Annotated in this window: 29 protein-coding genes; 8 read left to right on the top strand and 21 right to left on the bottom strand. The window is 57.7% G+C overall.

Features of this window, described 5'->3' with window-relative positions; genetic code table 11:
- The first annotated feature begins 1 nt into the window (after position 1).
- From epsC to W02_RS00650, 3 genes are all read left to right on the top strand, one after another.
- Positions 2–976, top strand: a complete 975-nt coding sequence (epsC, locus tag W02_RS00660) for a serine O-acetyltransferase EpsC (protein ID WP_173043808.1) — start codon at positions 2–4, stop codon at positions 974–976.
- Positions 977–1036: 60 nt separating this feature from the next.
- On the top strand, positions 1037–1441 hold the full coding sequence (locus W02_RS00655) for a hypothetical protein (RefSeq protein WP_173043806.1): 405 nt from the start codon (positions 1037–1039) through the stop codon (positions 1439–1441).
- Between the two features lie 410 nt (positions 1442–1851).
- The gene (locus W02_RS00650; protein ID WP_173043804.1) at positions 1852–3612 is read left to right on the top strand and encodes an alginate export family protein; all 1761 of its coding nucleotides are present in this window, start codon (positions 1852–1854) and stop codon (positions 3610–3612) included.
- Between the two features lie 459 nt (positions 3613–4071).
- Here the strand turns inward: W02_RS00650 and W02_RS00645 are convergent, their stop codons facing one another.
- The 16 genes from W02_RS00645 to W02_RS00570 all read right to left on the bottom strand — a co-directional run bounded on the left by W02_RS00645 (position 4072) and on the right by W02_RS00570 (position 15928).
- The gene (locus tag W02_RS00645; RefSeq protein ID WP_197742096.1) at positions 4072–4848 is read right to left on the bottom strand and encodes an ABC transporter permease; all 777 of its coding nucleotides are present in this window, start codon (positions 4846–4848) and stop codon (positions 4072–4074) included.
- A gap of 61 nt (positions 4849–4909) precedes the next feature.
- Positions 4910–6097 carry an ABC transporter substrate-binding protein gene (locus W02_RS00640; protein WP_173043802.1) on the bottom strand — a complete coding sequence of 396 codons (1188 nt, stop codon included), beginning with the start codon at positions 6095–6097 and terminating at the stop codon, positions 4910–4912.
- Complete coding sequence (locus W02_RS00635) at positions 6094–6939, bottom strand: ABC transporter ATP-binding protein (RefSeq protein ID WP_173043800.1); 846 nt, start codon at positions 6937–6939, stop codon at positions 6094–6096. The genes W02_RS00640 and W02_RS00635 overlap by 4 nt, the downstream gene beginning before the upstream one ends.
- A gap of 65 nt (positions 6940–7004) precedes the next feature.
- Positions 7005–8075 carry an acyl-CoA dehydrogenase family protein gene (locus tag W02_RS00630; RefSeq protein ID WP_173043798.1) on the bottom strand — a complete coding sequence of 357 codons (1071 nt, stop codon included), beginning with the start codon at positions 8073–8075 and terminating at the stop codon, positions 7005–7007.
- 11 nt (positions 8076–8086) lie between these two features.
- Positions 8087–8614, bottom strand: coding sequence for a DUF4242 domain-containing protein (locus W02_RS00625; RefSeq protein WP_173043796.1), 528 nt, complete (start codon positions 8612–8614; stop codon positions 8087–8089).
- Positions 8615–8624: 10 nt separating this feature from the next.
- A complete protein-coding gene (locus W02_RS00620; protein WP_173043794.1) occupies positions 8625–8897 on the bottom strand; it encodes a hypothetical protein in 273 nt (90 codons plus the stop codon).
- A complete protein-coding gene (locus W02_RS00615; RefSeq protein ID WP_173043792.1) occupies positions 8894–9166 on the bottom strand; it encodes a hypothetical protein in 273 nt (90 codons plus the stop codon). The genes W02_RS00620 and W02_RS00615 overlap by 4 nt, the downstream gene beginning before the upstream one ends.
- A 288-nt stretch (positions 9167–9454) precedes the next feature.
- Positions 9455–9700 carry a sulfurtransferase TusA family protein gene (locus W02_RS00610; RefSeq protein ID WP_173043790.1) on the bottom strand — a complete coding sequence of 82 codons (246 nt, stop codon included), beginning with the start codon at positions 9698–9700 and terminating at the stop codon, positions 9455–9457.
- 83 nt (positions 9701–9783) lie between these two features.
- A complete protein-coding gene (locus W02_RS00605; RefSeq protein ID WP_173043788.1) occupies positions 9784–10311 on the bottom strand; it encodes a DsrE/DsrF/DrsH-like family protein in 528 nt (175 codons plus the stop codon).
- A gap of 193 nt (positions 10312–10504) precedes the next feature.
- A complete protein-coding gene (locus W02_RS00600) occupies positions 10505–10696 on the bottom strand; it encodes a hypothetical protein (protein WP_173043786.1) in 192 nt (63 codons plus the stop codon).
- A gap of 170 nt (positions 10697–10866) precedes the next feature.
- Positions 10867–11040 (bottom strand): hypothetical protein, encoded by a 174-nt coding sequence (locus W02_RS00595; protein WP_173043784.1) that lies wholly within the window; start codon positions 11038–11040, stop codon positions 10867–10869.
- 357 nt (positions 11041–11397) lie between these two features.
- Positions 11398–11964 (bottom strand): redoxin domain-containing protein, encoded by a 567-nt coding sequence (locus W02_RS00590; RefSeq protein WP_173043782.1) that lies wholly within the window; start codon positions 11962–11964, stop codon positions 11398–11400.
- 311 nt (positions 11965–12275) lie between these two features.
- Positions 12276–12716 carry a hypothetical protein gene (locus W02_RS00585; RefSeq protein ID WP_173043780.1) on the bottom strand — a complete coding sequence of 147 codons (441 nt, stop codon included), beginning with the start codon at positions 12714–12716 and terminating at the stop codon, positions 12276–12278.
- Positions 12717–13598: 882 nt separating this feature from the next.
- Complete coding sequence (locus W02_RS00580; protein WP_173043778.1) at positions 13599–14660, bottom strand: aldo/keto reductase; 1062 nt, start codon at positions 14658–14660, stop codon at positions 13599–13601.
- 157 nt (positions 14661–14817) lie between these two features.
- The gene (locus W02_RS00575) at positions 14818–15177 is read right to left on the bottom strand and encodes a hypothetical protein (protein ID WP_173043776.1); all 360 of its coding nucleotides are present in this window, start codon (positions 15175–15177) and stop codon (positions 14818–14820) included.
- A 40-nt stretch (positions 15178–15217) separates the two neighbouring features.
- Positions 15218–15928 (bottom strand): cyclic nucleotide-binding/CBS domain-containing protein, encoded by a 711-nt coding sequence (locus W02_RS00570; RefSeq protein WP_232068611.1) that lies wholly within the window; start codon positions 15926–15928, stop codon positions 15218–15220.
- Between the two features lie 275 nt (positions 15929–16203).
- On the opposite strand from W02_RS00570, the gene W02_RS00565 reads away from it, so the two are divergent.
- From W02_RS00565 to W02_RS00550, 4 genes are read left to right on the top strand one after another with little or no spacing between them, the layout of a single operon-like run.
- The gene (locus tag W02_RS00565; RefSeq protein WP_173043772.1) at positions 16204–17193 is read left to right on the top strand and encodes a CsgG/HfaB family protein; all 990 of its coding nucleotides are present in this window, start codon (positions 16204–16206) and stop codon (positions 17191–17193) included.
- A gap of 14 nt (positions 17194–17207) precedes the next feature.
- Complete coding sequence (locus W02_RS00560; protein ID WP_173043770.1) at positions 17208–17549, top strand: hypothetical protein; 342 nt, start codon at positions 17208–17210, stop codon at positions 17547–17549.
- Positions 17546–17950: a DUF4810 domain-containing protein gene (locus W02_RS00555; RefSeq protein WP_173043768.1), complete on the top strand. Its 405-nt coding sequence runs from the start codon at positions 17546–17548 to the stop codon at positions 17948–17950. Before W02_RS00560 ends, W02_RS00555 begins: the two co-directional genes overlap by 4 nt.
- Positions 17947–18615, top strand: a complete 669-nt coding sequence (locus tag W02_RS00550) for a GNA1162 family protein (protein WP_173043766.1) — start codon at positions 17947–17949, stop codon at positions 18613–18615. Before W02_RS00555 ends, W02_RS00550 begins: the two co-directional genes overlap by 4 nt.
- A gap of 52 nt (positions 18616–18667) precedes the next feature.
- On the opposite strand, the gene W02_RS00545 is transcribed toward W02_RS00550, so the two are convergent.
- The 5 genes from W02_RS00545 to W02_RS00525 form a co-directional block, all read right to left on the bottom strand.
- A complete protein-coding gene (locus W02_RS00545) occupies positions 18668–18982 on the bottom strand; it encodes a YidH family protein (RefSeq protein ID WP_173043764.1) in 315 nt (104 codons plus the stop codon).
- Between the two features lie 747 nt (positions 18983–19729).
- Complete coding sequence (locus tag W02_RS00540; protein ID WP_232068610.1) at positions 19730–20173, bottom strand: GNAT family N-acetyltransferase; 444 nt, start codon at positions 20171–20173, stop codon at positions 19730–19732.
- A gap of 38 nt (positions 20174–20211) precedes the next feature.
- The gene (locus W02_RS00535; RefSeq protein WP_173043760.1) at positions 20212–20712 is read right to left on the bottom strand and encodes an NUDIX domain-containing protein; all 501 of its coding nucleotides are present in this window, start codon (positions 20710–20712) and stop codon (positions 20212–20214) included.
- Between the two features lie 213 nt (positions 20713–20925).
- Entirely contained in the window at positions 20926–21267 is a 342-nt protein-coding gene (gene trxA, locus W02_RS00530; protein WP_173043758.1) for a thioredoxin, read from the bottom strand.
- Between the two features lie 294 nt (positions 21268–21561).
- Complete coding sequence (locus tag W02_RS00525; RefSeq protein WP_173043756.1) at positions 21562–22071, bottom strand: hypothetical protein; 510 nt, start codon at positions 22069–22071, stop codon at positions 21562–21564.
- Between the two features lie 213 nt (positions 22072–22284).
- Here W02_RS00525 and W02_RS00520 point away from each other — a divergent pair, with 213 nt between their 5' ends.
- Positions 22285–22605: a hypothetical protein gene (locus W02_RS00520; RefSeq protein ID WP_173043754.1), complete on the top strand. Its 321-nt coding sequence runs from the start codon at positions 22285–22287 to the stop codon at positions 22603–22605.

The raw sequence follows: 22605 nt of genomic DNA, 5'->3' as shown, positions 1-22605 counted from the left end.
CATGGAAGACGATACGATGCAACGACAAGAACCGGCAGGAACGACGTGGAACCTCGACCAGATTGTCACGGAGCTGCGCACGTCGCGGGAGAGCATGCACAACATCCGTCATCAGGGTCGGATTCGCGAGCTGCCGTCGAGGAAGGAGCTGCTAGACATCGTGGAGGGCCTGTGCGCCGCGCTGTTTCCGACTCACTACGGCCGATCGGATTTGAACGAGACGAACGTCGATTATTTTGTGGGGCACACCTTGAATCAGACCCTGCCCCTCCTACAGGATCAAGTCCGCCGGGGGTTGCTGTTCGCATCCGACGCCGATGAACAGAATGATCTCTCCCTCGCCCGCGGAGCAAGCCGGATTATCGGTGAATTCGCGATACAGCTTCCAGCCATCCGAGGGTTGCTCTTCACAGATTTGCAAGCCGCCTATCAAGGAGATCCTGCTGCCACCAGCGCCTCGGAGATTCTGCTCTGTTATCCCGGCATGACCGCCATCATCTATTACCGCATCGCCCATGCCCTGCATGAGCTCGGTGCGCCGCTGGTGGCCCGCCTGGTCTCCGATATCGCTCATTCGTTGACCGGAATCGACATTCACCCGGCCGCGCAAATTGATGCACAGTTTTTTATCGACCACGGTACGGGCGTCGTCATCGGCGAGACGACTGTCATCGGAAAGCGCGTCCGTCTGTATCAAGCTGTCACCCTTGGAGCCAAACGATTCACCGAAGACGAGCAGGGTGTCCTGGTCAAGGGGGAGCCCCGCCATCCAATAGTGGAAGACGACGTCGTGATCTACGCCGGAGCCACGATCCTGGGACGCATCACGATCGGGCGGGGATCGGTCATCGGCGGGAACGTGTGGCTGACTCAAAGTGTGCCGCCTGGCAGTCACGTCATGCAGGCTCAAATGCGTACATCGGCTACTATTCAGCCTAAATCCCTCTCGGAACGAATCGGTCAGTGGAGTATATAAACGCACCTCGGCCCTCTGTCGTACAAGGCTACCGAACCACATACCATTCCGGAGGCGGCCATGTTTGGTCCGATTACCATTCCGTTCGGCGCCAAGATGCTCTTCAACACCCTCCGCCTCAGGCCTGGGGTCACCTTTGATGACGTGGAACTTGCCTTCGGAGAACTCTGCAGCGTGGTCAAAGACACGTACGGGGGAAACAACGGGGGATTTATCGCGGGGCAAGTGTTCAAGTTTTCCGGTTTCGTTTCGGAGGAGGGTTCGCTCAGCACGACCGGATCAACAGAAGAACATTATGCGGTCGTGACGTATTGGCGTTCGTTCGACGATCACGAGCGGTCCCACGCTGATGACCTCTTCCGGACCAAGTTTTCAGCCTTGACCGCCATGTGCTCCAAGACGAAGGAACTCGGGTACGAGCTGCTGTGGCAGGGTGAGGCACCGCCCGGTCCTCTCCCTGCGTAGTGATCAGGCCCAACGGGGAACATACCGGTCGTCGCACCGGCTCTCCCATTGAGCGTCGTCCCGGTTTCACCATCACCTGACCATCGACTTCGTCTCTGAAGACGTCCCGCACGATCTTCCGTCCACCTCTCTGCTCTCTCTTCTTCGTGATTCCCCCGTTGAGCCCTGAACAAGCGCTCAGCAGAAACTGTTGCCGAGCCCGCAACCCTCGCAGTGCTTCCCGCTGAAAACCCATTGAATACCCATTGGCATAACGACTGCACTGCGCGCCGAATCTCTGTTCCTCGCTATGGGCACTGCATAAGGAGGTGAAGCGGATGATGCGCAATCGAGAATCGACACTCCACCGTTGTGGACACGCAGTGCCTTCCCCCCTGTTCTCGTCATACAGGTCAGGCGCACTCCTGATCATGCTCGGTTTGTTTTATGGGTTCCTCTCGCCGGGACTCGGCTACGGCCAGTCCGTCGATGAGTTGCAGGATCTCAAGGACCGGCTGCAGCAACAGCAAGCGGAGCGCGATGACCTGCAGCGACGGATCGAGCGGCTGGAGCGGGCGAACGCCGCTCAGGCGTCGGCCGCTCCCCCACCGGTCAAGCCGCCGGATCCTTGGACCTCGTTCCATGTGAACATTAGAAAGCCGGAACAGCTTCGCCCCTACAATCCCGTGGCCTGCGTCGGGCTCCTGGAATGTTTTCCCGAACCGCAACTGTACCTGGACGCCCCGAAGAAACCCAAGGAAGTCGGCTGGGAGCTGGAGCTGCAGATCTACAATCGCTTCCAGTTCAATCTCTACGATAATTTTTCCGACACCAGGAACGCCCCCGGCAGCACGCCGGGCAATCGAACCTTCGTGAATAATTCCTCTTGCTCGTTCAACACCTCGTGCCGAGAAGATCAACGCATGCGCTTCTTCAACTGGCGCGGGTATCTGACGACCGCCATCAAGAACGGGCCGTTTCAGGTGGTGTTGTTGCTGGATTACGCGGGAGACCAGTTCAACGACGGTGTCCTGCTCGGCAACGATGCCGGGCCGCTCGGCGCGGCGGGACAGCGGCAGTTCATCGTCAATCCGCAGCTCTTGTACATCGAGTACGACGACTGGTTGAAGGTCCGTGCCGGTCGCCAGTACGCACGCCTGGGGAACGGCATCGTGGCCCAGAGTCCGCGGGACATGATCACCGCCGGGCGTAACTGGACCGATACCTTCAACACCACGCTCGTCTGGGTGCTGGGCTCGGCCGGTCGGTCGATTCCCAATCAACCGGGCCCGACGTTCGCACCGCAGGGCACGAACATCCCGGGGCTCAATCAGACCACCCAGACGAGCGTCAACGACGTGACCGGGAAGGAGGAAGATCTCGATGGATTCGGGCTGGTCTTCAACTATACGCCGATCCCACTCAACCGCCTGCAGTTTTTTGCCTGGGCTCTGTTCGACACGACGGCAGCGGGAGTGAACAAACAGAACAGATATTTCGATCTCAACGGATCGGGTAAACTGGGCTTGCTCGATTATTCATTCGAAGGCGTCTATCTGTGGGGAACTTCGCCCGTCACCACCACTGCCGCCGCGGGCGGCGTTCCGGGAACCAGGCAGGACTACAGCGACTATCTGGGTTATTTAGACCTCAAATACCATGTCCCTTCGCAGGCGCTCCCTTTTGTGCGCGACAATCTCCTGTCACTCGGGACGACGTTCGGCATCGGGAGCAAGAACTTCGACGCGCTGTTCCTGGATGAAACGGCGTTCCGGTACAATTTCTTCTTTTCGGACGACATTCACGGCTATAACGGCCGGCCGTTCGATACCAGGCGTGGAAGCGGGTTCTCCAACACGACGTTTATTCAGCCCTATCTCATCGTGAAACCACTCGACAAACTGCAAACGAAAGTTTCATGGACCTATTTGCGCGCCACGGAAGCGCAGCCCGCCGGCACCGGAGCGTTGGGACCGACCCCTTTCCTCACCCCGGCCCTCTCCTACAGCAGCACGGGAGTCGGGGGACCGACGAAGGATATCGGTCAGGAATTCGACGTGTTGACGGATTATTTCTTCAATCCGGCCGTCCGGCTCTTTGCGAACTTCGGCATTTTTCTGCCGGGACGTCTGTACGCCCCGTTTGCCGACAATGCTGTCAAGTTTCAGACCGGCATCGAGTACCGGTTCTAACCGAGGATAAAGGAGCCCGGTGGGCCGGCACAAACCGTTCTGCGATGACACTCGGGATCGCAGGCTCTAGAGCACTCCCTCCACACGGACCTGAGGATCCCATCCGTTGGCTTTTCACATGACGCCGTGTCACCGGGAGAAGGCGGCAACAAGAGCACGGGTGACAAGCGCCTTGTTCAACAACTCAACCGGATCCCTCGCGCCTAATCGTTCTAGCAGGCTGTTGAAAAACCATTTTGATAGCCTGGCAACCCAGGACCCCTGAATGTCATGGGGAGGATTTGAAATCCCGCAGGATGTTCAAAAAGGCCGTTCAGCACGGCCGCAGCGAGCGAGGAGACGAGGCATACGCTTTTCGGTACGTTGAGCCTCTGAGCGATGCGAGAACAAAGCCTGGTGAAGACGTGTCTTGGCACGTCCGGGCGGGTGGGTGACATGAGCGACTTTTTCAACATCCTGCTAGTCCACCGGCCGATGGATCCAGGCCTGGTGGATACGACGGGCTGACAGATCGAGCACATAACCGATGACTCCCACAAGAAGAATGACCGCAACGAGTTCTGAGTAAGCCAGACGGTCTCTGGTATCGAGAATGTAGTAGCCTAATCCGCTGCTCACCCCGAGCATCTCGGCCGGCACCAGCACGATCCAGATGATCCCGATGGCGAGTCGGATCCCGGTCAGCACGTGCGCAAGGATTGCGGGGGCCACCACGGTGAGAACCGTCTCCCATCTGGTTGCACTCATGCTGCGCGCCAACAGAATCCACCGTTCCTCGACGGAAGCGACCCCCGCAGACGTGTTCAAGAGGATCGGCCAGACGGCGGCCACGGTCAGGAGGAAATAGACCGGCGCGTCGCCGATGCCGAACAGCATGATGGCCACCGGCATCCATGACAAAGGAGAAATCATTCGGACGAACTGGAACACCATGGAGGTGGCGCGATCCCAACGGGATGAGACCCCGACGAGGATACCGACCGGCACCCCGACCAGGACTGCGAACAGGAGGCTGACGAGTACGCGCTTCAGGCTGGCCAGGATGTGGGGAAGCAACGCTCCCGATGAGAGCAGCTTGGCCAACTCAGCCAGGCAGCGGTCAGGAGAAAATGCTTGCCGTAACGGGCCCGGCTCCCCTAACCAGGCCGTGCCGACCCACCAGAAGAGGAGCAGGCTGCCGAGGCCTGCCAACGGCAAGATTCGTTCTGTGAAGCGGCCGGCTGACGGTAACGTCACTGCACGGCCAGGAGCTGACTGATACGCGCTGAACGTTCAACGCTCCGTTTCACCGCCTCGGTCACTGTTCCACCGCCTCCTGTCTGGAGAACTGCTCGGACAAGCCGAACGCCTTTAGCGCCCCGGCCTGCAGGATGGCCGTCTTGACGAACGTATCGTCCACGAGATCCCGTGCGACGAATGCCGGCTCGAGTGTGCGCAGAAATCCCGCGTCTCCCTCGACGGCGGTCTCTTTGAGCAGGCGGATCAATTGCTCCGTATAGGACGGATAGGGATAGGGCTGGAAATCGATCCGGGGAGACTTCCAGCCGACATGGCGAATCGCGCCCTGCTCGATATAGCCGGTATCATCTCCCGGCGTAAGCACCCGTTCGAGCACGGGAAGAGCATGCGGTGTGTAATGCTCCTCGCCATCCTTCGCCAGGAGGCGCGCTGTCGCGTCGCGGTTTCCCCTGATCCACAGTTGCGCTTTCACGATGGCGTTGACCACCCGCTGGGACCACTCCTTGCGCTGCTGCAGATCCGCCTCGTGCATGAACACGACGCAGCAGGCATGCTCTTTCCAGACATCGCCGGTGAACCGGAGCACTTTGCCGGTCTTGAGATTCTCCGCCAGCGCGTTGAACGGCTCGGCGACGATATACCCGGCAATGCTGCGGTTGGCGAGCGCCGGCACCATGTCCTGCGGCGCCATGACCACCAATTTGACGTCCTGCTTGCCGAGCCCGGCCGCGCGCGCCTGAACGACCGACGTCAGTCCGTTTTCCCGCAGCACGTGCTGCAAAATGATGTTGTGGATCGAATACCAGAACGGGACGGCGACCGTTTTGCCTCCGAAATGCGCCGGAGTCTGAATATCGTGATTGCTCACGAGCGCGGAGCCGTTCAAATGGTTCCAGGCCACGATTTTTCCGGGAAATTTCGTGCCGTAACGCACCCACACGGTCGTGGGCGAAAGCAGGTGAATCACATTGACCTGCCGGGATACGAACGCTTCCACGATTTGCGCCCAGGAACGGAAGAGCCGCGGCTTCTCCACGCTCAGGCCCTCCGCCTCATACAATTTTCTGGCGTGGGCCACCAGGAGAGGCGTCGCGTCGGTGATCGGCAGATACCCGATCCGTACGGGCGGATCGTCGGTCTTCTCCGCCGCGGCCCACAGACCGCCGGGCTTCCGGAGCGTGCCGGCCGCAGCCGCGGCCAGCGCGGCGCTGATCTTGAGGAGATCTCGTCTTGTCAGATGACTCATGTGTCCTCCGTTGAACCACCATTCGTGCGGGTTACGACATCGGCCCTTTGGCCTGCCAGTGTATGTGCCAGCTCTCGAAACACGTCCAGACGCAATTCTCCGAGGGGACGCGGATGTTCCTCGCGCGGATGAGGAATGTCGACGACCCATTCATGGCAGATCCGGCCCGGCGAGCCGCCCATCAACAACACGCGGTTCGCCAGGAGGAGCGCTTCGTCGATATCATGCGTGATCAAGACGGCGGTGCAAGCCTGCTCGTGAATCAACGAGCGGAGGAGCTGCTGCATCTCCAGGCGGGTGATCGCGTCCAACGCACCGAACGGCTCGTCCAACAGCAGCAGCTCAGACCGGCGGACCAGCGCTCTGGCCAAGGACACCCGCTGGGCCATGCCTCCGGAGAGCTGCGCCGGATATCTGAGCTCACATCCATGCAATCCCACGCGTTGCAACGCGTCGTCCGTCCGCTCGATCGTTTCCCGGCGCGTCACGTGCCGGCTGTGGTTGAACCGGAGACCGAAGGCGGCGTTGTGCCGCGCATTGAGCCAGGGCAGCAGGCAGGGGTCCTGAAAGATGAGACTTACTGTTGGGTCAGGCCCGTCCAGGCGCCGCCCATACAGCCGCACCTCGCCCGAGGTCGCCCGGTAGAGGCCGGCCAACGTCAGGAGCAGAGAGGATTTTCCGCATCCGCTGGCTCCCAGCAAACATACCAATTCACCTTTGGAGACGGTGAGGTCGATCCTTTCGAACGCCGCGACCGTGCCGCGGCTCGTCTCGTAGTGTTTGGTCAGCGATTTCGCCGCCAGAACCGGCTGTGAATGGCCGTGCTCACGCGCGTTAGACATCGGATCAGCCCTCTTCCGGCCGTGTGAAATGTGATGATCGCTTATTAGAGGAGGCGGGAGGCCGCTCATACCGGCGCTCTCATATAATGACGATTCAACTCCTCCTCGAGCTGCACGCATGTGGGCGAGACGATCGGCAGGAAGGCAGCCTCCCGCAACCGGCGCCCCGTCCCACAGCCCTTGAGATAGGCCCGTCCTCCTTTGGCCTGCAGCTCGAACCACACCGCCTCGATCGCGAGGTTCGCCAAGGCGATCCGCAACTCGAAGACATGGGGCAATTCCTCGGGGTCGAGCGACTCTGCGCATCCGTATTCACGAACGGCCTCCTCGAACCGGCGCAATGTCGCCGCGATCGTGTCCGCACGCTTTGCCAAGCCCTGCGTGAGGTCTCTCCCGGCCGAGCTGGCCTCGCTGAGCGACCTCCGAGCGAGCCCCAGCGACAGGCCGATCTGGAGCAGCACGAATCGCGCCCGTATGCGGCGCAAAAACGTCTCGCCGTCCTCATGAATCAGCCAGGTCGCGGGCAACGAGACCCGGTCGAACCGGATCGGTGCAGTCAGCGAGGAGCCCAGTCCGAACAGGGGCAATTCTTTTCCCGCCTCGACTCCCTTGCCGGACGAAGGCACCGCGATGACCGCCCATCGGTCACCGCCGGTCCGCGCGGCGACCGCCACGGCGAACCCGCCCGGCGCCAAATTGGAGACCCAGGCCAGCGATCCGTTGATCGTCACGTTCTCCGCTCGAAGCTCCGCTTCCACCCGTAACGGCTCGATTCCCGCCAAATGTTTGACCGCATTCGACAGACCGGTTGCGCCATGGAGATCGGCCGTCAGCAACCGGGGCAATACCTGCTCATGCAGCCATGGATTCTCGCTGTGTGCCAGATATTCGATGAGCATACGATGGCACCACAGCAGGAAGCCGCTCGTGAGGCAATACTCCGAGACCGCGGCAATCGATTCAATCGCGCCGAGCAGCGGCCCTCCGGATCCGCCCAGGCGCGCAGGAACCCCCAACCCCAGCCATTCTTCCTGCGCAATGGCGTGAATGGCTTGTTCACCGGGGACGGTCCCGTCGTTCATGCCGTCCGCGCGCTGCGCCAGAAATGTCCGCAATCGATCGGATATGGCGGCCATGAGCTGTTTTGCTACCGGACGTTCTTGATTTTGTTCACGGCGTCGATGGGAGCGCTCACAGCCTTCCTGGCGCGCACGACGGCGTCTTCGTCGGGGCTGGCATACAAACAGAGGCACTTGCTCATGTCTTCGCAGACATACGTCCGCTCAAAACTCACCTCGGGAACCTCGGCATAGAGCGGCGTCTTTTCAGCCTTGCGTTTCAGATACGCATCCATGCTGAGCCCGGCCGGAAGATTCCACTCCACGAGATAGTTGGCGGTTCCCTTGCGCTGCTTGATGGCCTGCAAGTCCTGACCCACCAGCCTGACGGCTTTCAGCAGTTGGATGTCGAGTCCCGCATTCTCGACCGCATGACGCGCCCCGCGAGCGTCCCCGATGTCCAGCACGATGATGACGCGCGCCGCCTCCTCGCTCACCTGCGCTTCCACGATGTCGCCGCCGGCCTGCTTGGCTTCCGCGGCCAAGCGGTCCAGCATCTGCGTGATCCGTCGCCGTTCGCCGGGAATCAGCTTGCTTTCGATGAGAAACAACGCCATGGTTTCGCTCCTAAGATGTTTTCGCGCGGACGATCGCCGCATGGGGATCGCTCAAATTGCGCGCGCCGTTTCCGTCCAGCACCGTGGTGCCGAGCACCGCCGTGAGCTCTCCCGGCCGCCGGTCGGCGGAGAGCTTGACGAGGCCGAGCCCGGGACAACTGCCGTCCACAGCATGGGCGACGGTCAGTGGAAACGGCCCGCGAAGAGCGACATAGATGCGGTCGCCTTGCGGATTTCCGCCGAGCGATACATCACCCAAGTCCGGCGTCGGATCGTTGGTCACGGCCGTACCGGTAGTCGTGCCGCACACCCCGGTGGTGGTAAGGCTGTCGTGCGGAAGAGACACACCGGTGTTTTCGCTTGGCCATGCACGATGCCCAAATGGCCGCTGGCGACAAAATTCATTGCCCTATACACATAGTCGTGGATGCGGCTCACGTGCGCGCCGGTCGTCACGTTCGCGTTCCGGAAGAGATCGGCCGTCACATCCAAGATCCGCGGATTATCGACAGGAGGCGTCTTCTCGAGATCGGCGCCGTCGTAGACCAGCACATGTCCCGCGTGAGTGCCGTCGGAAACCGCTCCGGTAATACCTTGCGTATTGGCCTGATCGCTGACCCAAACTTCATAACCCGCCGCCGATGCAGGGGAAGAGACATCCGTGTTGTTCGACGAACAGGCCGACCAGAGGCCGACTCACATGAGAATGATCCCAAGCCCGATATACACAGCCCGCGTGGGCGAACGGACCCTTTTTTGCCATTTCATCAAGCCCTCCCATCTTGCCCTTGGCGCCCGGGATACCCTCACAATGCAGCCGAGCTGCCGCGGGCCGCGGACTCATCTGACTTTTCTGACGAACGCCTTGTAGGCCGGCTTGCTCGCGACGATCTGCTCTTCAAGCCCCACCAGCTCATGCCCGGTCGTCTGGCACCAAGCCGGCATGTCTCTCTTGATCCCTTCATCGTCGGAAACCACTTCCAGTACCTGCCCGACGGCCAGCTCTTTGATCTTCCTCGCAGTCAGAATGATCGGCATCGGACAGAGAAGTCCGAGGGTGTCGAGCGTGACATCGGCCTGTGCCATTAACAACTCCATGAAGGCTGAGGTTAGATTGCGGCCCGGCAATCCACAGCGATCTCAGCCTGAGCCCTGACATCGACCTTTACCTATATGAAGAGATTCACGCGGCCTTGCTTGGCCTCGGCTAGATAGGTGCTGACGCCGGCCAACTGATCCACGCCGTCGATCAACGTGTCTTTGGTGATTCCCATCAACCCCATCGTCGTCGTGCAGGCGATGAATTGCACGCCGAGATCCTGCGCGGTCTGCAGCAATTCCGGTACACCCGGCATCCGGTTCTGCTTCATCACGCGGTGCATCATCCTTGTGCCGAGCCCGCCGAAATGGAATCGCGACAACGGCAATCGTCCAGCCCCGCCCTTGTTCAACAGGCCGAACGTGCGGCGCAGCCAATCACGAGCCGCACTTGCCGCTCCTTTTCGGCGGATGGCGTTGAGGCCCCAAAAGGTGAAAAACATCGTCACGTGCATCCCCATCGCCGCCGCACCGGTCGCGATGATGAAGGACGCCATCACGCGGTCCAGGTCACCGCTCAAGACCACGATCGTAACCCTGTCGGGTTTGGACTCATGAAGCTGGGCGAGGCTGACCGACGGAGCGACCTCGGTCGTCATGCCGTCGCTCCGCCGCTCTTCAGAACACGATCTGCACCGGAGGGAACTGGTCGCAATCGTCTCACTGATTTCCTCGTCGACGTGCGTTCACAGGTGCCGTCGGTAATGTCAGAAGAGCAGAATCGATGCCACTGACGATTTTGGAGTTGATTCAGCCATCTCCTGAGTTACACCCGCGCCGACTGCGGAAGAATCAGCAATTCGTGCTGATCCCTGCTTGCAGATCAACACAAGGACCGCCGAGGCCCGCCCTTCCAGCCTGGCCAGGTGGGTATGCTCGCGACCGCTTCATCACGGCCGTGACGTTCGGGATGATGAGAAGAATATCCGGCACGCCTGGATATTCCTTGGCATTCGATGAGGAGAGCCGCTTGACTAATGGCATACTGGCATGCTGCGCAGGACCAGTAGATCCCGATCTGTACCAGGCTATGTTGGCTGCAGCGGGGGAATGGGATTCCCACCGAATCCCCCCGCGAATTGCGGAGCCGCCAATGGAGCACGGCCCGACCAGACCGCCGTGGGGCGCGGATCGACGGACAAATCCTCTGCGTCTTATGCGGCTCGTTGAGATTCGTCATAGACGACGCGCCGTTTCTCCTCGCCACCTCCGCTCTGGTTGTCTCGAGCATCAAGACGTCTTCGGACATCGGATTCGTTTGCCAGACTAGCCGCTACGACCCACACCAAAGCCGTCACCGTCGCAATGCCGATGATAATCACCGTCATGTCATCCTCCCGTTGAATGAAAGACATATTCGGATACTCTCGACCAGAGCCGTCGCTGCCTTCCCAGGCAGAGCATCGGAGGACAGCATTGAGAATCGGGCTCGTTGACATCCGATGAATTGTCTTGATTCAAACAGGCGATAGACATAGGTCCCCCTTGTATCCTCCCGTTGACCGTGAGATGAACAGTTACCGCCTTGATCCACGGCACTATCGTTTCCTGTTCATCATTCATCTCCGCTTCGTGCTCCCCAAAAGTCCCGAAGCATGGCCAGCACAAAAAGCACCGCCCCAAATAGCAGCGCCCCTTCTCCTGCGATCACCACATGTTCGGCGATCATTCTCATTGCAAATTCTTCATGAAACTGACACGTCTCTTCTCATCGCTCGAATCTTCCCGCTCGTTGTGCTGGGTCGTGGGCCGCATGCTTGCGCCTGACGTAAACGCCCGGCGGATGCGGATCGATATTGCGTTTCCGAGGCTTGATGCGCCTGCAACAGCTCAATCAAAAGAGTCATGCCCCGCTCAGAAACGGTGTGCAGAAGATGGAATCGAACAAACCCTTCCGGGTCGATCAGAAACGTTCGCCCACGTCCCATTGACTGTGCGGTCCGGTCTCCGTAGAGGCGCTGCAACCGTTCCAGCGGATCGCCGACCATCGTGAAGTACATTTGCCCTGCACGAAGAAACCGCGCCTGGTGAACAGCCCGGGCCTCGGATGGAACCACGAGCAGGGCCGCTCCCAGCGCGATCAACTGTTTCCCTTGCCGATTCCAAATCGCGCGCTCGGATTCTCCAAGAACGGGTACAAAACTGAGGACGACCCACTGTCCCAAGAGTTTTTCAGTATCGACGTAGAACACTTCGCCGTCGACGACGGCTGGAAAGCGAAACGTCAACGCTTTGTCTCCGATGCGTATCACGTGCCCCTCTCTTTCAATGCCCAACCGCTCATGTAAAAACCCATGATCGGATGGACCGTCGTTGATGTCATCAGGATGGCTTCAGACCGCCCTGCGACTCTCGATGGTATGAGGCACGCACTACTGTCTCGCCGCAGTCGACGAGAAGAGCGGCATGCGTAATGGCATAGCGACATACCCCGCAGCACCAGTAGATCCCCGTCTGCACTAGCTTATCCTGATGGCAATGCGGACATTCCTGGTTTGTGCTCTTCGAGCGGCCGCTTCTCATGTTGGTTACCCCCGTACGTGCTTATTCAATTTATGAGACTTCATCCCTCGGTTTTGTGCGTCAGATCCTCACGGCCGTGACTTGTGGGTCTCGAACAGGTGGACGGTGCACAACGAGGCACGACCTCCTCGATGCTGATGACGATCCTGACATAGGCAATGCCTGCGCGATCGGGAATTCCCACGCCATGAAGACGGACCGGGCGCAGCAGTTCGCCGGCCAGCCGTTTCAGGTGAATCGGTCTCCAATCGCAATCGTCTGGTCTGCAATCGTCCGAGCATAGGAATCTCAGCATTTCTTCCGCCTCAGGATTGATATGCAGGATCTTGAAGCTCGAGGATAGAACGAGAAGTCCGGGCCGCCCATACGGGTCCGCTTGGTCCCAGAATTGTTCCTCGTCGTGGGGCTCGGCCATGACCGAGGCCGCTGGACGTTGGATCTCATCCGTGTGAGAAGCAATGAGCGAACCGTTTCTAATCACGGGTATCCTCCTTTATGCAGCCGTTCAGCTCGACGTCGTGCGCACTGTGATTGCTTGCACCTTTAGCAATGACTTGGTGTCGCGCCGAAATCATGTAATCGCCGCAGGTCGGACATCCGACGACAATGTCTCCCGAGCGGCTGAGGCGGTCTACGGCCAGGAACAGTGGTGTTCTCTGTGCGTCCGGTATCGAGTTGCTAAGGTCAGTGAGCGTTTGTGGCCCACGCATCTGCAGGGTGCTCAGAAGCCATTCATCGATTGAGCAATCCGAGAATGACATCAAGGAAACTGCCTGAGCAGTGACAGCCATAGAATCTCCTCCTGGTGATGCTCCGCAATATTGCGGAATGTCTGCTAGCCGAACTTTGTATTGAAATAGGCCTATTGATCGCCGTTCACATAGAACAGCAGCGCGAAGTTTTGTGACAGCATTGGGACATCTCTGTCCGGCATGCAGATGAGTCTGGAACAGGGATGGGGAGGAATATGAATTCAGGAGAACCAGGCATCTTTAACTCCTCGATCGAACTGTGTTTTCATCAGTCCAGACCGTCTTGCAGGATGCATACCTCTCATTCCTGCGCTTTTCGTGCGAGTCGCTTCCGCTGATGTTCGAATCTCAGCAATTCATGTGACTGGACTGCTGGCTGTGCAACACAAGCGCTCCGCACGCCGGCAGATTCGCGAATATCAAAGACTACAATGTGCAAGGGACCAATGGACCAACCGACGTCTCGCACGTCATCGTGAGAGGGGTTCGACATCCCGGGGTCGTGCGGCGAGCTATTCGACATTAGAGGATGACTTGAGAAGATGACTTGCAGCAAATCCAACCGGCTCTGATCTATTCCCAATCAGTGTTTATGGGAGCCCGTGTCGGTTTTAGGCCAGCCCGTGCTGTTCCTTGCCGATACGCCCATCGTATCGATTCGTGCTCTTGAACAGCTCGTACCGCCCATCCATGGCGAACGCCGCTACACGTTTCCGCAAACCGTCCATTTGAGCCGTCGACATCGGAGAAAAGTGTCGCGCGATCGTGATGTTCTGCTTCAACACGTCGTGAGAATCGATTCCGCTCACGAGGGATGCGATCGGCAGACTCAACACATATTGCATCGCTTCTTGCGGCGTCAGAATTCCCTGTTTAATGGGTTCGGCGTTTCCTGACAGGCTTTTCATTCCGATTGGTGCGATCCCGCGTTCATTGAGCACCGGCAGGACGTCATGCTCGAAACTGCGGTACGACCCGTCGAACGTGTTGAGCGGCATCTGGCACGTATCAAACGGAAAGTTCCGCGATAACATGTCGAGATGGATCTTGGGATGCTTGTGTCCTGTAAAACCGATGAAACGTACTTTGCCCTGCCGTTTGGCCTCAAAAAGTGCATCGGTGGCACCGCCAGGCATGAAATGCCGGTCGGGATCGTCGTCGTACACGACTTCATGGATTTGCCACAGGTCGAGATAATCGGTTTTCAGTCGGCGGAGGGATTCCTCGAGTTGCCGCATAGCCACCTTCTTGTCACGTCCATGAGAACACAGTTTCGTCATGAGGATGACCTGTTGCCGGCGTCCTTGAAGCCCCTTTCCCATCAATTCTTCCGATCTTCCCCCGTTGTACTCCCAGGCATTGTCGAGAAACGTGATACCGGCATCGATCGCGTGGTGCAGAAGGTTGACGGCCTCCGACTCGTCCTGAATCCGTCCCAAATGAGCGCCTCCAAAGCAGAGAACGGAGACCTCGATACCGGTGCGGCCAAGCGGGCGCTTCGGAATATCTCCCGGCGCCGGCCTCGCATGGGAAACGGCTGTCGCGAGCATGCTCCTCGTCCCGCTCGCTGGATTCAACGCCAGTACGGATCCGGTCACACCGAGGATCTTCAGGAATTGCCGGCGCTGGAGTGTTCTGGAGCAGTGGCTTGAGGGATCTTTTCCGTCTTTCATGGGCGCCTACAAAGAGATCTCTCCCATGAGAGTATGATTGCCGGTGGCCTTAATCAAATAGATTGGGAGCGGCCGGGCGCTGGCCGCCCACCGTCGTTCCGATGGAGGAACCGCAGCAAACTTACCGATCAGAATGGAGACAATACAACAATATGGATCAGGTCTCCATCATCTCCAATCTCGCATCAAACTCATGTCCACATTGAGTGCATCGAATACAGTCGGACTCGACGACGAATTCGTCGGCCCGGATTCCCATTCCTCCGCAATCCGGACAACGCGACAGATGGACGCGTTGATCGTTCAACAGTTCATATTGGCTGCCGTGCAGACAGTAAATGGGGCCGTCGTCGAGAACCCAGGCCTTTCCCGCATTGTCGACCACCGGCAACGCGAGATAGTGGTGTTTGACATACGCTTCGACTTCCCGATAATCGGCGAATCCATCTTTGATGAGTTTTCCGGATTTCGCCTCATACAAAGCCTGGTCTCTGACAACCGTCTTCATTGGTCCCATGATTTCCTCCTACAGGCGTAGCAACCGTTCTCGGCGTCGGTTATACGACGCCGGAATAATAGCGAAGTATGTTCGAGACCGAAATGACGCCGATAATGGAACCGTCCTGCACAACGGCCAAATGCCTGGTGGCCTGCTCCTTCATCATGCGCACCGCTTCAATCAGCGGACGATCTCCATGAATGGCGACCAGCGGCTTTCGGGCGCAGAATGAGACCGGCGTCGTGTTGGGATCGAGTCCGTTGGCCACGACATCCCGTGCAAGCATAGAATCGGTGATGAATCCTACGTAGGTCTGATTGTCCGTCACGAGGAGCGACCCCGTCTTCCACTTCTCCATGAGTTTTCCGGCTTCGCGTAGCGTGGCCGTCTGCGAGACGCTTCTCGATTCAGGCGACATATGCTCAGCCACTTGCGGACCGGTGAGCAGATGCCGGCCCGATTGCGGTGCTTTGGATCCATTGGCGCGTCTGGCTTCCAACTCCGACACGCAACTTTCAAGCACGCGGCTTCGCTGAAAGAGACTTTGCCGCTCGCTATCCAGTCCAATGCTCTCCGGAGCTTCTTCCGTCATGTTCACAAGACCTGCCGCTTCACCCCACTGGGCATACTCGTAGGCGTCCAACAGCGAAGACGTTTCTCCGAGCAGATCCGCAATCAATCGTTCCGTTTCCAAGTCGAATTCGTCGAGACTGCGATTCGGCTTCCCCTTGCGCAAAAACGGCGCAAGACCGTCAAGCTGTTTTCGCATCAAGTCGATGCTTCGGTCGATTGAAAGCCTGGATTTTTGGGATGATGAAGTGGAGCGCGCAGCCATAGCAAGCACCTCCATCTTTGTATTGTGATGAGAGCCCGATATTACGCTCCACGCACGCATGTGGCAAGCGGACAAATCTGAAGCCGATCCCCATCAGGTCCGACTGGCCATGGGCGCCAGTTCTCCGGAACGTCCCTTGCTGACCGCAATGCTTTCTGTTACCGTCTTTTGTAGTTACACGTGTCGATTCAAACCTCCATGAGGTGCTCATGAGACAGATTGCGGCTCTTGGTGCCTCCCTCCTTCTCATAACCGGGTGTGCGAGTTACGATAAACGCGAGGTCGTGGATTCACGGCCTTCCTCCCCCAATCCTGCCGCCCAGGCTCCGGTCAACCCGACGACCGCCGGCGTCAATTCGTCGACCCGCCTGCTGAAACGCAAGGTGGCAGTCGCACGGTTCACCAATGAAGCCAAAGGCGGCTCATCAAGCCTATTTGGTGAGGCCTACAATCGCGATCCGAACTTTGACCGTCTGGGCAAACAAGCCGCCGATATGCTCTCCACAGAGCTGACACGCTCCGGAAAGTTTATTGTCCTGGAGCGCACCGATCTCAACAAACTCGAGGCCGAAAGCGAGCTGATGGGGTTGAGCCATGACCAGTTCAAAAAGAACCTTGTCGGGGTCGATGCGTTGATCTTCGGTTCCATTGCCGAGTTTGGTCGTAAGGACGTTGGAGAAGTGCAGATGTTCTCGCGTTCCAGGCAGCAGATCGCCCACGCAAAAGTGAATGCCCGACTGGTGGACCCGCGGACCGGTCACGCATTTTTCAGCGACGATGGAGCGGGAGACGCCACGCTGGATCAATCGACGATTCTGGGACTTGGGGATCGCGCGACCTTTGACTCTACCCTTGGCGACAAGGCCCTGTCGGCCGCTGTGGTCAATCTCATCGACAAACTCATCAATAAGCTCTCCGACAAGCCATGGACGACGAACGTGCTCAGCGTCGAAGGGACCAACGTCATCATCTCGGGCGGCGAACGGCAGGGGCTCCGCGCGGGCGATCATCTGAAGGTGATGGTTCCGGGTAAGGTGATCAAGAGCCCGCAAACGGGCTTCAATGTTCAGCTCCCGAACGCCCAGATCGGCGAGCTCCTGGTCGTCTCATTCTTTGGAGACAGTGAAACGAACGAGGGTTCGATCTGCCGCCTTGTCACCGGGCCGGCTCCGACAACCGACAATCTGATTCAATTCTAACGGGAGGAGGGCTCATGAGCACGAATCTGTTGCGTCCGGGATTGCGGTTGCTCCCTCTCCTCCTCTCCGGTTGCGGACTTTTCGCTCCCATCTTCGGGCCAGTCTCCCAGACCACGACTTCGAACGTCGATCAGAACAAAGACGAGGGGTACATTCGCTTTACCAATATTTCCGGTCACGACGAGATTTTCCTGGACGGGGCATCGATCGGCTCTGGAGACGCCTATCGATCCGGAGGTCAGCTTGGTGTCACACCCGGGACGCACGACGTCGAAATCCGCCAGGCTGGGGCCACCCGGCTGAAACAGAAGGTCTATGTCGGCACCGGCTCTACACGGACGATCGACATCCGATGATACGCCGCACGATTCCACGCACGGCCTTCTGCGCACTGCTTCTCAGTTTGGCCACTTGCGGTCCGTCAACCCATTTTTATTGGGGGTCGTATGAAGACAGCTTGCTCACTCGCCACCAGAACGCCGGAGAGCAGGGAGAATCCAGCGCCGCGACCATGCTGGCCACGACAATCAACGAGGCACCGACGGACGGCAAACACAACGTGGCGCCGGGAGTTCACGCCGATTACGGCTACCTTCTATTCAAGCAAGGGAAAGTAGACGACGCGATCGCTGAACTGCAGAAAGAAGCCGCGCTTTATCCGGAATCTCAACCGTTAATGTACAACATGATCAGTCGCATGCAGGACCGGAAAACACCAGAACCGCAACAAGGATTGGAAAAGAAACCTGCCTCATGACCCCGGTGTCGCCTCTTCTCAGAGTTTTTGTACTGATCACGCTATCCGGTTGCGTCACGTCGCCTCCGCCGCCACGCGTATATGACACATTCTATGAACACCAACCCCGCTCGATCGTCATCGTTCCTCCAGCCAACACAACCACGGCAGTGGACGCTCCGTCGGTCTTCCTGACCACGGTGAGCACGGCGTTTGCCGAACGAGGCTACTACGTCTTTCCGGTCTGGATGGTCCAGGATATTTTGACGGATTTGGGAGCCACGGACGAGGGCGCCATCGCAGCGGTTCCGCCGTCCCAATTCAAGGCACTCTTCGGCGCAGATGCCGTGCTGTATGTCACCATCATCGACTGGACGACTTCGTACGTTGTCCTGGCATCAAGCATTACCGTAGGGGCGCAATACCGCCTGGTCGATACCGCAACGGGCACGTTGCTCTGGAAACATGAAGAACGCCTCGCTCAAGGCAGCGGCGGCGCCGGTGGCGGCGGCTTGATCGGGGCATTGGCGAGCGCGGCACTGAGTGCGGCGCTGACAGCCAGTACGGTGGATTATCGTCCGTTGGCGATCCAGGCTAACGCATTCGCCGCCGGACGTCCCGGACAGGGCTTGCCTGCGGGCCCATACCATCCGCAATTCGGAAAAGACCACGAACAGTTCCAATAAATCCACGTCGCCCTGGCCGACCGGATGCATTTTGGCTTCATGCGGGGCTGGCTCATGCCTCTTTCTGCTCTTTGCCTATACGATCTTTGACGCGAACAAATCGCCAAATTCCTCCCAGCAATATAGCCATACCAGCTCCGATCGATACCCAGCCGGCGATGCTCGCATGCGGATGATCGATCAACCAGACGGCGGGAACTCCGATGACGATAAATCCCACTGCGGTCCTGACATAGGCCAGCAAGGTACGTTCATTTGCCAGTTGAGTCCGCAGCTTTGCCAGCTGGTCACCTACTTGGCTTTCAGGTGCATGCGCCCTCTCCACGGACGAAACAATAGAGGATTGTTCACGCAGTCTCAACCCCACGCCTGTATCCAGCCTCGGAATACCAAGCAATCAACCGGAGCATTCTGCCTACAGGGGCAAGTAGGCAAATATATCCTGTGGGATTCAGGCACAATTCGTGTCGTTTTGACGACAAGAGTACAGCAGTTGCACTCGAGACCCCGGAAGGTGACACAAGATGTGGCGGGTACCTGATCACAATGGTTGCAGATCTTGAAGGATTCTCGGCGTGCGGTCGGCTGCAGATCAGGGTATGACGATTGCGTAGAACTTTGCGACAAAGGAGACACTATGCAGGACCCGATGCTGTGGACATCATGGTATTTGTTGTTTCTCGCTTTTCCCTTCTTCATTATCGGATCGATAATCCGCGAGCAGCTTGCACGACGAAGAACGAACCGCCGTCAATTCCCCTGAGACCAATTCTCTTCCTTCCTCCAAATCGTCTCCTGCTCTGCTCAGCCTTCGCCTCACGACGCGAGACCATGTCCGACGGGCCAACCTACCGAGTCAGCAGGCCCCTCTTCCGAACGTTCGCCAGAGCGCAGGGAAAGATCCAAAACAATCCCAAAAAGTAGAACGTGAGTGCTCGCTGTGAAGGAAGGAACAGGTCATCGAAGAGACAAGCAGTGAGAATACCTGCTTCCCAAACAAATACTTCCGATTTGTTTGATGGCAAGGATGAGCGTGAGGGTCTATGACTGCGTTTGAAGAGATCGCTGAACGGCGGGGCTGTTCGGGATCGTATTCAATTCAAGATGTCTCTCATTATGACCCTAGGGTGAGCTTGAGCTTCTGCCCGCCGGAGATGGTGAATCCCTGTCTGCTATAGAAAGACAACGTCCGATCGAACTGGGGCAGAGGCGGTGTGGTCACTTCAAGACGGCGCCATCCCTTATCCTCACCGATGCGTACAGCCTCGGCGAGCAGCGCGCTGCCGACTCCTCGAGATCGATAGGCAGGGCACACATAGAATTCCGGAATGATACCGAATGCCCCGTCCGTATACAGGGCGTACCTCTCACAAAGAGTGAGAAATGCCACGGCACCGGCTTGATCAGCCGACCTGGCAAGCAGCACAGTGTACCTGCCATCTTGAATCCATCGGTCGGCTCTCTCCGCTGTTTTTTGCCGGTCAAATGCAAATGCTTTTTCTTTGACCGCCTCCATAATCTCATTCAGAAGGGATCCGACCATGTCCGCAACCAGCATCGCATCCTCGGGCTGAGCATGGACAATTCGGATGGCGGTCATTGGTCGCAGGGTGCCGAATTCGCAAGAGATCCAGCGGATGACACCAATCGCTGGAGCTGGTCAAGAAATGGCTGTTGGCCCGCCAACAGCTTGCTCTTGGCGGTCGGAAGGTCGAACCACATCGCCCGATCGATCTCGGGAAATTCCTGCAGGCGGCCGCTACGCGGAGGCCATTCGAGAGTGAACATATTGCTCTTGACGTTTGCCGGGTCCAGATCGCCGGACACCGCCCAGGCCGAGATCACCTTGCCTCCAGGCTGTTGTAGCTTAGACAAGGGAATCGGTTCGCCCTGCAGGTCAGATCCGGTTTCTTCCTGAAATTCACGCTTGGCGACCGCCAGAGGGTCTTCTCCTTCTCCGTACTCTCCTTTTGGAATGGACCAGGCGCCCTCGTCCTTTTTGGACCAAAATGGACCGCCAGGATGAACCAGCAACACTTGTAGCCGGTCATTCTGCATGCGAAAGAGAAGAATTCCCGCACTGAGTTTTTTTGGCATTGCTGCCTCTCCACCTTGAACTCATGGGCCGTTCTCAAGCCGGTCTCGGTCCACCAAGATCGGTCGCAATAAACCGTAAAATGGATGGGATGTAAAGGAAGAATATTGAGCCTGCGTAATAAGAGGGACCGATGGCGAATGGGGGACGTGCGATCGTAACCTGATCGCAGAATGATAGGAGCAGCCTGCGCGTGCGGCGCAGGCCGCTGATCTTCAAGCCGGTTTGATGGCAGCGAGTCGCTGAGCCACGACCTTCTTCGGCACAGCTCCCACGATACGATCCACGACCAGTCCGTCCTTGAATAAGAGCATCGTGGGGATCGACTGCACTTGGTAGCCGGCCGCGATATCGGCATGTTCATCAACATTCAGTTTTGCGATGACGACGCCTTCGCCGATTTCTTGCGCGAACTCTTCCAACACGTAACCCATCACCCGGCAGGGGCCGCACCACTCGGCCCAGAAATCGACCAACACAGGTTTCGAGTTGTGCAGAACCTCTGTATCGAAATTGTCAGCAGTCAGTTTCTTGGGAGTATTGATCGTCGTCGCCATGATTCCCTCCTTCGCTGAATCAGGATGTTATCTGGCCTTGACCGAAACAACACGGCACATCACCTCCCGGCATTCTTGCATTCAACCAGCCAGCCGGCTGGCTCACAATGCTCCAAAAGAACCTCGGGGGCCGGGGAAAAGTCGCAGTCTAGGCTAATCAAGTGAGGCAAATGCCCTATGGAATCTCTCCAACGTGCACGCGCACGAGAGGCATGTGATGCAGGGGTGACTCGGGTGGCAGACGAGTTTTCGCATACCTATGGATCGCCCTAAGGCAGTCCGTCTTCCGGCATGTTAAGGCGTCCCCGAAGTCTTGCGTTTGGTTCGAGAATTCGTCGAACGCTCCAATTCATCGTCAGAAAGTCTGGTCGGCGCGGAGTACGGTTTGGTCCAGTCCGGCGGCCAAGCATTTGGGCGTGTGAAGTGTGAGTTCACATATTCCGGGCCCGAACTATCCACCCCTCGTTTTTGCTCGGCGGCGACAATCGCTTTAATAGCAGCGAGATTTTTTTCGCCTTCGTCATCGGATTTCCTAGAAGAGGCGGCACTCACCTGAACTGAGTCTTCCATGCCAACCAAACTACAACCTGTGAATAAGCTGAATACGATAACCCCCGCACATTGCGTGACAATGGCTCTCATGAAAATCATATGCATGACTATCAGCATATTTGATACCAAGAATGGAATTAATAAAAAGACTGCATTTTCAGTGACTTCCAAACCTTTTACTTGGTTACCGCAACGGAAATTTAATTCTTCAAAGACAGAATGTCTGTTCAGGCTATGTACGCGATATTCCAAATTTTATTTGTATACACATAAATCGAACGGACACCATGCCCTCTCTTAGATTTCCTCCACTTTCTTTCTGCCCGCGCCAATATCTCACAACGTATTGTAACCTCTGGCATTTCGCCACAGACACTGGCCGATGCGAGGCGGAACAATACTTGCGGACTAAGTAACGACCATGTCTCGTAGGACAACCCTCGACCACTCGCTAGGAGGTGAGCCATGATTTTTCGAATTTTGACGGGGGCATTTCTCTGGATGCTGATTGTATCTGTTCCTTCAATCAGCACTGCGGATACGACCTTCAACGCCAGTACGATTGTGGGTGTCGACCAAAGTGAGAGAACCATTACCTTCAAGACAAGAGAAGGCACCACCTGGACCCTTCCGGTGAGCGATCCGAAAATCTTACAGATTCAAGTCGCGAGAGGAGATCAGGTCAGTATTGAAATCGACCTGAGCGACAGAATCATAAAAATGACAAAACTGTCCGAATCGTCTCCATCCGCGGCTGACCAGATTCACGATGATGTGAAACCCTGA

It is taken from the genome of Nitrospira sp. KM1 (assembly GCF_011405515.1).
GTDB lineage: Bacteria > Nitrospirota > Nitrospiria > Nitrospirales > Nitrospiraceae > Nitrospira_C.
The sequence above is the reverse complement of the archived record's forward strand: the minus strand, read 5'-3'. Positions and strand labels throughout refer to the sequence as shown.